This window comes from Kitasatospora sp. NPDC056181 (genome assembly GCF_042266225.1).
Classification (GTDB): Bacteria; Actinomycetota; Actinomycetes; order Streptomycetales; family Streptomycetaceae; genus Kitasatospora.
Map to the genome: position 1 here is coordinate 1 of NZ_JBHJUK010000062.1, position 12,697 is coordinate 12,697.

The window sequence follows — 12,697 nt, forward strand, 5'->3', positions numbered from 1 at the left end:
GGGGGGGGCCCCCCGCGGGGGGGGGGGGCGCCCCCCGCGGGGGGCGGGGGCCCCCCCCGGCCGGGCGGCGCGGTTCCGACCGGCCCGATCAGTCGTGGTGGTGCGCGACGTCGACGTTCTCCAGGACGCCGACCGCGTCGGGCACCAGAATGGCGGCGGAGTAGTAGGCGCTGACGAGATAGGAAATGATGGCCTTCTCGCTGATTCCCATGAACCGGACCGAGAGGCCCGGCTGGTATTCATCGGGAATTCCGGTCTGGTGCAGCCCGATGACGCCCTGATTGTCCTCCCCGGTGCGCAGCGCGATGATCGAGCTGGTGTTACCGCCGACGATCGGGATCTTGTTGCACGGGAAGACCGGCACCCCCCGCCAGCCGAAGACCTGCCGCCCCTGGACCTCGACGGTGTCCGGGTAGAGGCCGCGGCGGCTGCACTCCCGGCCGAAGGCCGCGATCGCCCGGGGGTGGGCGAGGAACATCTTGGTGGAGCGGCGGCGGCTCAGCAGCTCGTCCATGTCGTCCGGGGTGGGCGGGCCGGAGTGGGTCTGGATCCGCTGGTCGTACTCGGCGTTCTGCAGCAGCCCGAACTCGGGGTTGTTGACGAGCTCGTCCTCCTGGCGCTCGCGCAGCGCCTCGATGGTCAGCCGGAGCTGGTGCTCGGTCTGGTTCATCGGCTGGTTGTAGAGGTCGGCGACCCGACTGTGCACCTTGAGCACCGTCTGCGCGACGCTGAGCTCGTACTCGCGGGGCTTCAGCTCGTAGTCCACGAAGGCGCCGGGCAGCTCGTACTCGCCCCGGTGGCCGGCGGAGAGGCCGATCGCCGCCTCGCCGTGCTTGTTCTGCGCCTGCTCGAAGCCGGCCAGGTAGTCCATGATCTGGAGCTGGAGCGCCTCGGAGCGGTCCGCGAGCTCCTGGAACGAGGGCCACGAGATCGCCAGGACGGTACCGGCGGTGGCGGCCCTCACCGTGTACGGCCAGGCGCCGTCCTCCTGACGGAGCGCCTCGTCGCCCAGGTGGTCGCCGTCGGCAAGGGTGCCGACGACCGTCTCGTCGCCGTACTTTCCGGATCCCAGCCGATCGAGCTTGCCGTGCGCAATGATGAAGACCTCGTCGATCGGCGCCCCGGCGGCGACCAGCACCTCACCGGCGGAGAACTCGCGTTGGACGAAGCGCCCGGCCAGCTCCTCCAGGACGGCGTCGTCCTCGAAACCGCGCAGCACCGGCACCTCGCGCAGCGTCGGCGGGACGATCCGCACCTCGGAGCCCGTCTTCACGAAGCCCACCCGGCCGCGGCCGACCGCGTACCGCAGGCGACGGTTGACCCGGTAGGTGCCGCCGGACACCTCGACCCACGGCAGCATCCTGAGCAGCCAGCGCGGGCTGATGCCCTGCATCTGCGGCGCGGACTTGGTGGTCGTCGCGAGGTTCCTCGCGCCCGCCGTGCCGAGACTCTGCTGCTGGGCGGGCGACTCGCCGCCCGGCGCAGGAATACCGACGTTGGTTTCGGTCGACATGGGGAGCCCCTCGAATACCCGGTGAAGTGTCGCCTTGCAACAATCATGGTGGGCCTATTCGGCGGGCTCCGCAATCACTCTTTCGAGTGGTCGGAATAGCCGAACAAATAGGACGACTGGATCACCTGATCGATAGAAGTTCGACCATTATTCGAACATTCGACAATGCCCCGCCCCGGCCGCCGCCCGGCCGCACACCCCGCCACTCGCCCGGCCGTCCGCCGGGCCGGCCCCCGACCGCGCACCGACAGCCGCCCCGCGCCTCCGCCCCGGGCCCGGCCCCCGCCCCGACCGCCCCGGCCGACCCCCCGTCCACCCCGGTGCGGGCGGCCGCTAAGGTGCCACCTCAAAGGGCCACGGGGCCAGTTGACGAGTGTGGCCGGACCGGATGCCCTCCCCTCGTTCACCCCTGCCCTGGGAGGCCGTCATGAGCGCCCCCGTACGTGTCTGGCTCAACCGCACCTACGCCGAGAACGTGTTCTTCATCGAACAGCTGCGCGAGGCCCCGCGGCCGATCGAGGTCCACGCGACCCACGTCGACCCCGACTCCCCCGTGCTCGCCGCCGCCGACCACGCGACCCTGGAGCCGGGCGACCTCACCCCCGACGCCTACGTCGGCTACGCCCTCGACTACTGCGCCCGGCACTCCGTCGACGTCTTCCTGCCCCGCCTCCACCAGCTCGCGATATCCCTGCACCAGCAGGAGTTCGAAGCGGTGGGCACCGCCCTGGTCTGCCCACCCGCCACCGCCGTCGCGGCCTTCGACAGCAAGGCGGACGGCTACGCGGCGATCGCCGCCGCCGGACTGCCCACCCCGCCGTGGTGGCAGGTCCGCACCGCCGCCGACCTGATCGCCGCCGTCGAGCTGATCGAGGCCGCCGGGCTCACCCCCTGCCTCAAGCCCTCCTCGGGCGCCGGCGGCGAGGGGTTCCGGGTGCTCACCCGCGAGCCCTTCGGCCTCCACCGGCTGGCCGGCTGGGACAGCCGGGTCCAGGTCGACCAGGTGGTCGCCGCGCTGGAGGCCGCCGCGCCCGAGGGCCCGGCCGGGCCCGCCGACCTGCTGGTGATGCCCTACCTGGACGGCCCCGAGGTCTCGGTGGACTGCCTCGCCGACCGCGACGGCACCCTGCTCGCCGCCGTCGGCCGCAGCAAGCACCGGCGCCGCCGCAGCTTCACCACCGCCCCGCAGTACCTGGAACCCGCCCGCCGGGTGGTCGAGTCCACCCGGATGGCCTTCCTCTCCAACGTGCAGTTCCGCCACCTGGCCGGGGAGCCGGTGGTCATCGACGTCAACACCCGGCCCTCGGGCGGCCTGCACCAGCTGCGCCTGTGCGGCCTCAACCTGCCCTGGAACGCGGTGCAGTTGGCGCTCGGCGAGCGGCCCGACACCGACCGCGCCGGGGAGCTCGCCGGCATCGACTACACGCTGGTCGCGGGCGTCCGGCCGGTCCTGCCGCGGCAGTCCCCGTTCGGCCGCGGCCTCACCCCGGTGGAACTGGTGCACTGAGCGGCGCGTCCGCCCGGCCGGGCGGACCCGCTCCGGCGGCCCGGTCGGCGGTCACCACGGACCGGGCCGCCGGTCAGAGGGGCCCGTTCCAGTCCAGCGTCGGCTCCAACACGCCCTCCAGGGTGAGCAGCCAGCGCTTCACGTCGATCCCGACCCGGCCGCCGCCGAATCCGCCGATCCCGTCCGCCGCCACCACCCGGTGGCACGGCACCAGCAGCGCGACGGGGTTGGCGGCCATCATCTGGCCGACCGTCCGGGCCGCCAGCCCCGGCTCCGTCACGGACTCGAACACCCCGCTGCGGGCGGCCAGTTCGCCGTACGTGATGGTCCGCCCGAACGGCACGTCGCGCCAGAGCGTCTGCAACACCGCGCGGTGCGGCCCGACGCTCAGGCTCCAGTCGATCGGCAGGCCCAACTCCCGGCTGCGGCCAGCCAGGTAGGCGCCGATCCGGTCGGTGACGGCGGCGATCTTCGACTCGTCCGTGCAGTGGGGCAGTTCGCCGCCCGCGTGCCCCAGGTACCCCGCGGCCGCCACGCCCAGCGGCGTCACCGCGATGTGCATGGGCCCGCTCGGCAACGGCGTCTCCACGGTCAGCCAGGACATCGGGCCCGGCTGCGGGCCTGTCCTCGCCCCCAGCTGCGGGCCTGTCCTCGACCCCGGCTGCGGGCCTGACACCCGCCGTGACTGCGGCCCGGACTGCGACTCGGAATGCACCTCGGAATGCGGCACGCGCGGGCCCCCACCCTCCTCCGCCGGTCGCACCGGCACCCGGAAGGCGCGCGAGGACCACACGCCCCGCGCGCCATCGTACGACTCCGGCCGGTCCGGCACGGCCGCGGCTAGAGCCGTCCCTTCAGCTCCGCGGCGATCCCGCGCGACCAGTGCGACAGCTCGGCCCGGTCCGGCGACCGGCCCTCGCAGAGGGCGCCGAGCTGCGCGTCGTTGATCCGGTTCGGACCGGGGATATCCAGCAGGTACGCGAGCTCCTCCAGCACCGTGGCGAGCCGCGCGGCGTCCGCGTGATCCAGGGCGACCGCCGACTCGTGGTGGCTGATGGTGACAGAACCGGGCATGGCCTACCTCCTCCGTTCGCCCCCGTACTCCCTCCACCGTACGACCGCCCGGGCCGCCCTGCGCGCCCGCTCACCCCGGGTGACCGGGCGGGCGTTCCGCGCAGCGTCCGGCGCTGCGCCGGGACGTGTCACCCCCTGCCCGCCCGGCCGGGGCGCCCGCCCTCGGCGCCGGGCTCCGCGGGTTCGTCCCACCGCCGCCGGCTCACCGCCGGAACCGCCAACACGACGACGCCCGCGGCCAGTTGCCACAGCGCGCCGAACCCGAGCACGGACGCCGTACCCACCCGGTCCGCCAACGGGCCGGCCGCCGCCAGGCCGAGCGGCCCGAGCACGAACGCGCCGAGCCCGCCGAACGCGGTGACCCTGGCGAGGACGTCGGCCGGCACCCAACGCTGCATCGTGGAGTTGTACAGCGCCCCGCAGACCGCCGAGCCGACCCCGGCCACCAGCGCCGCAGCCGCCGTCCAGAGCAGTGACAGACCCGCCGCGAGGGCCGCCGAGGGGAGCGCCCAGCCGAGGGTCGCCGCCGTGGCCACCGCGAGCGGCCGCACCGGCCTGCGGCCCAGCATCAGCAGGCCGCCCAGCACCGCGCCGGCCCCGTACACGCCCATCACCAGGCCCCACCCGCGCGCGCCGCCGAGCGCCCGCTGCGCGGTCAGCGGGCCGAGCACCAGGAAGGGCGCCCAGACCAGCAGGTTGAAGAACGCCATCTGGACCGTGGTGATCCAGAGCCACGGCCGGGAGCGGAACTCCGACCACCCCTCGCGCAGGTCCGCCAGCATCGACTCCGGCTCCCCCGGCTCCTCCGGTGCGGCCACCCCGAGCCGGGCCAGCGCCAGCGCGCCGACGCCGTACGTGACCGCGTCGACCAGCAGCACCGCCGCCGGGCCGTACGCCGCCACCACCACGCCCGCCGTGGCCGGGCCGGCCACCGTGGACACCGAACGAGCCAGCCCCAGCAGGGCGTTGGCGTCCGGAAGACGCTCCTTGCGGGCGACCAGTGCAGGCACCAGCGCCCCGAGTGCCGGCAGGAACACGCCCTCGCCGAGCCCCCAGAGCGCGACCAGCCCGACCATCACCCAGACCGGCGCGTGCCCCGCCGCCAGCGCCGCCGCGAACACCCCCTGCACCCCGCAGCGGAGCACGTCCGCCACCAGCATCACCCGCCGGCTGCCGAGCCGGTCGGCGACCACTCCGCCGACCAGCATCACCAGCACGATCGGCAGGATCCGGGCCGCCATCACCCACCCCAGGTCGGTCCCGCCCCCGCCGCCGTCGAGCACCGCGAAGGCGACCGCCACCGGCGCCATCGAGGAGCCGAACAACGACGTCGCGTACCCGACGAAGAACCACCTGAAATCGCGCTCGCCCAGCACTGCGAGACGCCCGCCCGACCGCTGCCTGCGCGACGGGACCTGCTCCGTGTCCACTGCCATGGGCGGCAAGTCTGCCCCCGCCGTAGAGCCGCGAACAAGGGTTTCCGGAGGAAAAGTTGAGCCTTTCCGCATCAATTCTTCGACGGACTGGTCCTGCCGCAGTAAATACCCCCAATTCAGCACTTCAGACTGCTGTTTACTGCAGCAACTGGCTACTCTTGAACCCCTCCCCCAGATGTCGTTTACTGCGGAAAGAAGAACCGTTCCCGTGGAGAGCCCCCAGCCCGTCGAGTACGCCGTCGCCGTCGAGCGCTACCTGGCCGCCGCCGGCCTCGGCGCCGCCTCCCGCCGCATCTACCGGATCGCCCTCGACACCTGGGCCTGGGCGCTCGCCAACCGCCCCGCCCCCACCGGCCCCGGACGCCGCCGCGCCCGGCCGCCCGTCCTCCCCCTCGCCCTGCTCGACCACCCGGACGCCCCCGCCCGCCTCCGGGCCGCCGCCACCCACCGCGCCGCCGGCAACGACCCGCGCACGCTCAACCGCGAACTCTCCATCCTGCGCGCCGCCGTGACCTGGTGGCGCACCCACGGCTGGATCCGCACCGACCCCACCACCGACCTGCGCCCGCACCCCCTCCCCGCCACCGCCGACGGCCCCGCCCCGCTCACCGCCGACCAGCTGCGCGCCCTCTTCGCCCTCCGGGCCCCACTCCGCGAACAGGTCCTCTGGCACCTGCTGCACGAGAGCGGCGCCGCCATCGAGACCGTCCTCGCCCTCGACGCCGACGACCTCGACCTCCCCCGCCGCCGCACCCTCCCGTCCGCCCCGCCCCTCCGCTGGCAGGCCGGGACCGCCCGCCTGCTCCCCCTGCTCCTCGCCGGCCGCACCACCGGCCCGCTCTTCCTCACCGACCGTCGCGCCCCCGCGACCACCCCCGCCGCCGACCGCTGCCCCCACACCGGCCGCGCCCGCCTCTCCTACCGCCGCGCCGCCGAACTCTTCACCACCCACACTGCCCACCTCACCGAACCCCCCACCACCACCTGGACCCTGCGCCAACTCCGGTCCGGCACAGGCGCCCAGGCCCCCCGGCCCCACTGACCCGGGCGCGCAGAGCCCCCGGCGGAACGGCCCGCGCCAGCCCGGGAACGACGAACGCCCCGGACCGCACTGGTCCGGGGCGTTCGCTGCTGGAGCCCCCTGTCGGGTTCGAACCGACGACCCCCGCTTTACAAGGATTGGCGTGGGGGAGCCGTGTGACCTGCGCCGCTGTCACGCCACGGTCTCGGGCAGTCCACCACCGAGATCACCCTCCAGTCCCCGGTGTTCCCCCTCCGATCGGGCACGGCTAGGGCACGGCCGAGGTGCCTACCGCCAGGCCCGGTTCAGTCGGCCCCCTGTTCATCTCAAGGCAATGGCAGCCGAGCCGCCGAGGCGACAGCAGACCCCCGCCATGCCGCACTGGACATGGGTGCTCTCTGCCTTGATGGTGCACGCGGGCTGGCTCATTAGGCACCAGCCATATGAAAAGGGGGCGCAATTCCTCCCAGCCTCAGCAGAAAGAAAGATCGCCTGACGACAAGCTCCTGGCGGCCAGGCTACGCAGGCATATCGTGACGAGATCTGTCCCCATCGGGGGCGCCCACCCCGCCCCCCTCCAATTGGGCCACCGACCTTGGACCGGCCACCTGACGCACATGACCGTCAGGCGAGATATCTCCGCCGACTATCTCGGCCATCACATCCGCCAAAGCTTCAAGAAAGCGACGAGAAACCAATGCGCCATCGCCCAACTCGCCTACCGTTAGCCCACTATGCTCGCCGTCTGCATTCTTCTGCCGCAATTGCAGAGTCAGGCTCCCAATAGCGTCGTGATAACGCACGGAGACTAGATCCATTACCGCATGCCAATTTCTATGCAGATCTTCTGAGGCGTAGTACGCGTCAAGCTTGACCGCTAGCGCATGACCCAAGCTTCGCGACTTCATGTATTGCTCATGTATTTGCGTGAAGCCATCCACTTCCACGAGCTCAGCAAGCCGACCCGTGCGGGCATTCTTGTACGGCAAGCACATGTACCATACCGATACGGCCGCGACCGCCTCATCAACGAGCTGGTGCCGCAACATCAGCTTGGCCCTTTGGCGGTCCTCCCGCTCTTTGTCAGTTCGAATGCTTGCAGCGTCTGCCAGACGCTTAGTGGCCTTTGCTTCAGTGACGCTAATCGCTATGCATATCGCAAAGATCCCAGCGATCGCCGCAGCAATAAGTGGACTACTCATCACGAGCTGCGCCCAGCCCGGGCCCGACTGGGATAACATCATTCCAGACACCCCAATTCACTTGAGCCTTAGCGTGCCATCTCCTCCTCTCATTCTTCCTCCACTGGGATCGCATCGCACTTCTTCACGCAGCGTGAGGACAAGGACTCTGCATGCTCGAAGTCCCACAAGCACTCATGGTCATCGGCGGTGGCATTGGCATACACAACAGGTGCCCGTCCGGCCCTGTTGCCTGTTCATGGATCGGAGGCGCTTCGACACCTGATTGGGCCAAAAGCGTCACAGGCCGGGCCTACGGGCAGCGCCATCTCAGCGAAGAGCAGCTGCAATGATCCGCATCGATTCCACAACCACGATGGCGCCGGCAGCCTCCAACTTGGTTTCCTTTCCGGGCTTGTTGGCGTAGCCAATGGTGCAGACACCGGCGGCGTGTCCGGCCTCAACGTCCCGTGCCGCATCGCCGATGAAGATACAGTCCTCTGGCGGGCTGCCCGCAGCTTCCATTGCGTCGAGAAGGAGGCGCGGGTTCGGCTTCATCGACGACGGGTTGCCCGGGACGCGGCCGAAAACTCCGCTCACGTAGGCGCTCAGGCCGCGGTCGGCTAGGTAAGTCTCGATGGCGACGCCCGCGTTGTTGCTGACCACCGACACGGAGCGGCCCGAGCGGGCACAGGCACGCAGAACGGATTCGCCACCCGCGTTGGGCTGGCCGACACGCACGGCCTCGGTCTCCAACTCTGCCAGAGCTCCATCTGCACTAGCGGTGAGCTCGGGTCGGGTATCCGAGATCAGGCGGAGGAGTGCAAGCGGGTCGACCTCACGCTCGGCCCCGGCGGGGGCCAGTCCGCCAGAGGCGAGCAGGCCCCGGCGGAGCCGGTCCGCCACCTCCGGGGCCGGCAGCCCCGCGAACACAGAGCACACCGGGCCGTCGAAGTCGAGCAGCACGTGCTTCACAGGCCGGAGCACGTCCGTGAGCGTCTGGGGGGCCGCACTCATGGCTGACGCTCATAGGCAATGGTGGTCCACACGCTGTCGAACCACATTTGAGCCTGCTGAACATACTGCGAACCGAGCGATGCGTCATCCGGCCCGGCAGCATGGTGGAACAGGGTGGTGTCCTTGCCGGTCACGTCAAAGAAGGTGTGGTCTTCACCGTCGACCGGGATGGTCCGCTCGCGCAATGGATAGAAACCGAAGAAGGCCTCTGCCCGGTTCAGGATGTACAGCTTGAACAGGCTCGATGCCCGGTGGACCTTGACCTGGACGCTCGCCGACTGAACCAGCCCCAGCTCTGCCAGGACCTCGACGGAGTGAGCGATGCCGCCAGCGTTGGTCAGCGCGATGTTCCGGGCCCGCTCGCGGAGCGCCACCTCGTCCTTGAGTCCGTCGACAAGCACAGGCACAGCCATCGGCTCCGTAGTGTCCGGCAGCAGCAACCGAACGGTGATGGACTCCGGGGTCAGCCGGCCGGAGCGGACCTTGTCGAGCGGCTCCTGCAGCGCATTGTGCAGCGTCTCGCTGGAGAAGCCAGCGAAGTCGAGAGTCACCTGCTGCTGCTCGAAGGCCGCCTCAAGGTGGGGCCGGAGCCCGACCGGCCGCGAGGTGCGCTCCCGCACGAAGGAGCCGCTTCCCTGACGGGTCACGATCAGCCCCTCGGTGCGGAGTAGGTCGAGAGCCTTGTCCACCGTGCCGCGCGCCACGCCGAAATGCTTGGCCAGCTCAGGGCCGGAGGGAAGTTTGTCGCCGGTCTCGAAGCCAGGCTTCTTCGTGAGGATCGAGGCCCGCAGAGAGCTGCTGACCTGCTGATACGGGGGGCGAGAGTCATCCGGGTCTAGGGCCATAGGCCAATGCTAGGGCAGGTGCCCAACAGACGCGAGAAACCCAACTCTCTTGACCTGCCTAGGCAGGTTCTCTATGTTGTGAGTGTCGCAACCGAGAGAAGCGGTAGCGACACGGAGGGCCTTCTTTGGGCTGCTCTGAGCTGGAGAAGTGCGCCCGGAGGGGGGACCCAAAGGCAGCGCTTGACCCTTGAGAACGTCGTCGCCGCGAGGGTGCCGACTTCATATTGATCGTGCGGGACCGACGCGAGAGCGGCGATCGCGGCAGGCACCTAGGCTGCTCAGGCAGGCCGGGGAGTTGAACCACCGCGACACGTGCCCTCCCCCTACGCGTGGCATGCCATCCCTTCGGGGGTGTTGGGCCGGACGGACGCTGACCAGACCGATTACGTACGGCTGGATGGCGAGCCGAGTGGACCAGCGGAGTCCCAACGCACGTGGCGGGTCAAGACCGCCCCCGTGGCGACCGGGTGACGTCGCCGGCGGCAGCGAGCCACGCAGCACATCCCGATCCGGGAGTGCGCCGCCCTGCTGGTGCTGAGCAGAGAGAGGCACCGGACCAGGCCCGTAAAGACCTGACGCCCGTAGGACGGGCAACCCCAATGACTAGCCCTGCTAGGGGCTTTGACCTGAGGAGCCGGCTATGTGCACGGCCCAGATCCATCTCCCGCCCCGCCGCTGACAGTGGGCGGGGCCCACCGTTTCCGGTCGCTCACCAGCGATCACGGTTCCCGGCGCGCGCCGACCGCCTCACAGCGGCGGTTGCGCGCCGGGTTCCGCGGCTGCTCGTGATTCGACGAGTGGCTTGGCCCGTATGCGACGGGCCGCCGCGCTCCCGGCCAAGGATCGCGCGGCGGCCCTGCGGGCCCACCCCTGACTGGACGAGGTGAATCCATGAGACTGATTGTCGCAGGCCAGGAGGCCATGACACCGGCCGAGTTCGCAGAACTCGCCTTCGGCTTCGGCTTCGACGCCGAGCTCTTCACCGGCACCGAGGACGAGACCGCGGACGAGCGGCGGGCCCGGCTCGACGCCGCGCGGGACATCCTGCGGGACCTGGACGGCCCGGCGGCCGGCTTCGCCTCCGCGCTGATGCACACGGCCGAGCGCCGCCGGGTGCAGACCTGGCGGGCCGCCGCATGACCGCCCGTCACACCCTGCGCCTCGCCGGCACCACCGCCCCGCACCGGGCCGCCCGCCCGGCGGCCACCGTGCTCTCCGAGTACACGCCGGACCCGGCTGGTGACCTGCACGGTGCCGCCTGCGCCGGGCTCGACACCAACATGTTCTACCCCGACCCGGACGAGATGGGTCCGGCCGCCGCCGAGTGGGCCGAGCGCCGTGCCCGGATGATCTGCGCCGGCTGCCCGGTCCGGCTGATGTGCCTGGAGCTGGCGCTGGAGCGGGGCGAGAAGCACGGCGTCTTCGGCAGCCTGAACGCCGCCGAGCGCCACACGATCCGCGAGCGGCGCCGCAAGGCCCGCGCGAAGGCCGCCGGGGGTGCCCGATGACGACCATGAGCGCACCTACGGGCGTTTCGACCCCGGCCGCTTCCGCTTCAACCACGCGGGCCGGCGCCCCAGAGAGGCTGATGCTGGGCCTCACCGTCCTGGCCGCGGTCGGCGGTGCGGTGCTCGCCGGGATCGGCTTCTCCGGCTCCTACTCCGCACTGCGGGACCTCGGTTTCAAGCACCACTTCGGGGACTTCAGCTACGCGTTCCCGGTCGGTGTCGACGCCGGCATCGTGGCCCTGCTCGCCCTGGACCTGCACCTGATCCGCAAGCTCACGCCGTGGCCGGTGCTCAGGCTTCTGGCCCACGGTTTCACCGCCGCCACGATCTACTTCAACGCCGCGTCCGCCGGGCCGCTGCTCAAGGACCCGACCGGGACGGCGATGCACGCGGTCATCCCGGTGATGTTCGTCGCAGCGGTAGAGGCCGGGCGGCGCCTGGTCATCCGGATCACCCGGATCGAGGCCGGCCACCAGTCGGACGGGGTGCCGCTGCACCGCTGGCTGCTCGCCCCGCTGCCGTCCTGGCGGATGTACCGACGGATGCGCCTGAACGGCATCCCCTCCTACCCGAGGGCGGTCGAGCTGGAGCGCGAGCGTCTCGTCTACCGGGTGATGCTGGAGCGCGAGCACGGCGGCGACTGGCACAAGGCCCCCGCTGACCAGCGGCTTCCGCTCACCATGGAGCGCTTCGGGCTGAGCGTGGACGAGGCCCTCGCCCTGCCCCTGGAGGCCGAGGAACGGACCCGGCTCCGGGTCGAGCGCACGGCTGCGTTCGAGGCCGAGGTCACGGCCCGTGCCGAGGCCCGCGCCGCCGATGCCCAGATCTCCGCGCTCCGCACGGCGGGCCGGGTGGAGGCCGCCGGGTACGACGTCGGCGCCGAGACCGCGACCGCCAAGGCCCACGCCCACGCCCGAACCCTGGCCGCCGGCCGCGAAGCCGAGGTCGCCGAACGGCTCGACCAGGCCGAGGACGACCTGAAGGCCGCAGCGGCCGAGCAGCAGGCCGCCGACGCCCGCCAGCACGCCGCCGAAACCGACCAGGCCGCCGCTGAAATGGAACGCGCTGCCGCTGAAACGCGGCTCCGCACCGCTGAAACGGAGCGCCTGGCCGCCACCGCCGAGCGCTCCCGGGCCGAGGACGAAGAGGCCACCCAGGGCGCCCGTCTGCGCGCCGCTGAAACGGCCAAGGCTGCGGCTGAAACCGAGGAGGGCGCCGCTGAAGCGCGCCGCCGCGCGGCCGAAGCCGGCCAGGCTGCGGCCACCGCCGAGCGCGCCCGGATCGAGGACGAGGAAGCCTCCGGGGCCTCCCTGCTGCGCGCGCTTGAAGCACGGGCCCGTGCCGCTGAAACGGAGCTGCGCGCGGTTGAAGCCGAGGACGCGGCGAAGCTGACCCCGGCCGCCCGCGCCACCCGCCGGGTCGCCCGCATGATCCTCGCCGACGGCGACGGCAACCCCGAGGCCGTCGAACTCAAGACCATCGCCGAGACCCTCGACGTCTCCATCGCCACCGCCTCCCAGCGCCGCGCCGACGCCGCCGAGCTGATCGCCTCCGGCTACCCGCAGGCCGTCGCGGCCTGACCAGGAAGGAATCCG

General features: G+C 71.4%; 12 protein-coding genes. 5 read left to right on the forward strand and 7 right to left on the reverse strand.

Annotated elements, in window-relative coordinates:
- Positions 1 to 88 precede the first annotated feature (88 nt).
- Positions 89 to 1,513, reverse strand: a complete 1,425-nt coding sequence (locus tag ACFC1F_RS23035) for a family 2B encapsulin nanocompartment shell protein (RefSeq protein ID WP_376160829.1) — start codon at positions 1,511 to 1,513, stop codon at positions 89 to 91.
- Positions 1,514 to 1,940: 427 nt separating this feature from the next.
- Between ACFC1F_RS23035 and ACFC1F_RS23040 the strand changes: the two genes are divergently transcribed.
- The gene (locus ACFC1F_RS23040; RefSeq protein ID WP_376160831.1) at positions 1,941 to 3,020 is read left to right on the forward strand and encodes an ATP-grasp domain-containing protein; all 1,080 of its coding nucleotides are present in this window, start codon (positions 1,941 to 1,943) and stop codon (positions 3,018 to 3,020) included.
- Between the two features lie 73 nt (positions 3,021 to 3,093).
- Here ACFC1F_RS23040 and ACFC1F_RS23045 read toward each other — a convergent pair whose 3' ends face one another.
- The 3 genes from ACFC1F_RS23045 to ACFC1F_RS23055 all read right to left on the reverse strand — a co-directional run bounded on the left by ACFC1F_RS23045 (position 3,094) and on the right by ACFC1F_RS23055 (position 5,530).
- The gene (locus ACFC1F_RS23045; RefSeq protein ID WP_376160833.1) at positions 3,094 to 3,624 is read right to left on the reverse strand and encodes a methylated-DNA--[protein]-cysteine S-methyltransferase; all 531 of its coding nucleotides are present in this window, start codon (positions 3,622 to 3,624) and stop codon (positions 3,094 to 3,096) included.
- Positions 3,625 to 3,860: 236 nt separating this feature from the next.
- Positions 3,861 to 4,094: a hypothetical protein gene (locus ACFC1F_RS23050; RefSeq protein WP_209413668.1), complete on the reverse strand. Its 234-nt coding sequence runs from the start codon at positions 4,092 to 4,094 to the stop codon at positions 3,861 to 3,863.
- A 128-nt stretch (positions 4,095 to 4,222) separates the two neighbouring features.
- Positions 4,223 to 5,530 carry an MFS transporter gene (locus tag ACFC1F_RS23055; RefSeq protein ID WP_376160835.1) on the reverse strand — a complete coding sequence of 436 codons (1,308 nt, stop codon included), beginning with the start codon at positions 5,528 to 5,530 and terminating at the stop codon, positions 4,223 to 4,225.
- 208 nt (positions 5,531 to 5,738) lie between these two features.
- Between ACFC1F_RS23055 and ACFC1F_RS23060 the strand changes: the two genes are divergently transcribed.
- Positions 5,739 to 6,572 carry a hypothetical protein gene (locus ACFC1F_RS23060; RefSeq protein WP_376160837.1) on the forward strand — a complete coding sequence of 278 codons (834 nt, stop codon included), beginning with the start codon at positions 5,739 to 5,741 and terminating at the stop codon, positions 6,570 to 6,572.
- A gap of 497 nt (positions 6,573 to 7,069) precedes the next feature.
- Here ACFC1F_RS23060 and ACFC1F_RS23065 read toward each other — a convergent pair whose 3' ends face one another.
- The 3 genes from ACFC1F_RS23065 to ACFC1F_RS23075 form a co-directional block, all read right to left on the reverse strand.
- Positions 7,070 to 7,795 carry a hypothetical protein gene (locus ACFC1F_RS23065; protein ID WP_376160839.1) on the reverse strand — a complete coding sequence of 242 codons (726 nt, stop codon included), beginning with the start codon at positions 7,793 to 7,795 and terminating at the stop codon, positions 7,070 to 7,072.
- A gap of 267 nt (positions 7,796 to 8,062) precedes the next feature.
- Positions 8,063 to 8,707, reverse strand: a complete 645-nt coding sequence (locus ACFC1F_RS23070) for an HAD family hydrolase (RefSeq protein WP_376160841.1) — start codon at positions 8,705 to 8,707, stop codon at positions 8,063 to 8,065.
- Between the two features lie 38 nt (positions 8,708 to 8,745).
- The gene (locus tag ACFC1F_RS23075; RefSeq protein WP_376160843.1) at positions 8,746 to 9,594 is read right to left on the reverse strand and encodes a GntR family transcriptional regulator; all 849 of its coding nucleotides are present in this window, start codon (positions 9,592 to 9,594) and stop codon (positions 8,746 to 8,748) included.
- A gap of 891 nt (positions 9,595 to 10,485) precedes the next feature.
- Between ACFC1F_RS23075 and ACFC1F_RS23080 the strand changes: the two genes are divergently transcribed.
- The 3 genes from ACFC1F_RS23080 (at position 10,486) to ACFC1F_RS23090 (ending at position 12,682) form a co-directional block, all read left to right on the forward strand.
- On the forward strand, positions 10,486 to 10,734 hold the full coding sequence (locus ACFC1F_RS23080) for a hypothetical protein (protein ID WP_376160845.1): 249 nt from the start codon (positions 10,486 to 10,488) through the stop codon (positions 10,732 to 10,734).
- Positions 10,731 to 11,102 (forward strand): WhiB family transcriptional regulator, encoded by a 372-nt coding sequence (locus ACFC1F_RS23085; RefSeq protein ID WP_376160847.1) that lies wholly within the window; start codon positions 10,731 to 10,733, stop codon positions 11,100 to 11,102. Before ACFC1F_RS23080 ends, ACFC1F_RS23085 begins: the two co-directional genes overlap by 4 nt.
- 80 nt (positions 11,103 to 11,182) lie before the next feature.
- The gene (locus tag ACFC1F_RS23090) at positions 11,183 to 12,682 is read left to right on the forward strand and encodes a DUF2637 domain-containing protein (RefSeq protein WP_376160849.1); all 1,500 of its coding nucleotides are present in this window, start codon (positions 11,183 to 11,185) and stop codon (positions 12,680 to 12,682) included.
- The last annotated feature ends 15 nt before the right edge of the window (positions 12,683 to 12,697 follow it).

Bases quoted from the DNA above. Each gene is read 5' to 3' on its own strand.
- ACFC1F_RS23045 (WP_376160833.1), bottom strand. From the start codon at position 3,624: ATGTCCTGGCTGACCGTGGAGACGCCGTTGCCGAGCGGGCCCATGCAC.
- ACFC1F_RS23065 (WP_376160839.1), bottom strand. From the start codon at position 7,795: ATGATGTTATCCCAGTCGGGCCCGGGCTGGGCGCAGCTCGTGATGAGT.
- ACFC1F_RS23090 (WP_376160849.1), top strand. From the start codon at position 11,183: ATGCTGGGCCTCACCGTCCTGGCCGCGGTCGGCGGTGCGGTGCTCGCC.
- ACFC1F_RS23080 (WP_376160845.1), top strand. From the start codon at position 10,486: ATGAGACTGATTGTCGCAGGCCAGGAGGCCATGACACCGGCCGAGTTC.
- ACFC1F_RS23085 (WP_376160847.1), top strand. From the start codon at position 10,731: ATGACCGCCCGTCACACCCTGCGCCTCGCCGGCACCACCGCCCCGCAC.
- ACFC1F_RS23055 (WP_376160835.1), bottom strand. From the start codon at position 5,530: ATGGCAGTGGACACGGAGCAGGTCCCGTCGCGCAGGCAGCGGTCGGGC.
- ACFC1F_RS23050 (WP_209413668.1), bottom strand. From the start codon at position 4,094: ATGCCCGGTTCTGTCACCATCAGCCACCACGAGTCGGCGGTCGCCCTG.
- ACFC1F_RS23075 (WP_376160843.1), bottom strand. From the start codon at position 9,594: ATGGCCCTAGACCCGGATGACTCTCGCCCCCCGTATCAGCAGGTCAGC.
- ACFC1F_RS23040 (WP_376160831.1), top strand. From the start codon at position 1,941: ATGAGCGCCCCCGTACGTGTCTGGCTCAACCGCACCTACGCCGAGAAC.
- ACFC1F_RS23035 (WP_376160829.1), bottom strand. From the start codon at position 1,513: ATGTCGACCGAAACCAACGTCGGTATTCCTGCGCCGGGCGGCGAGTCG.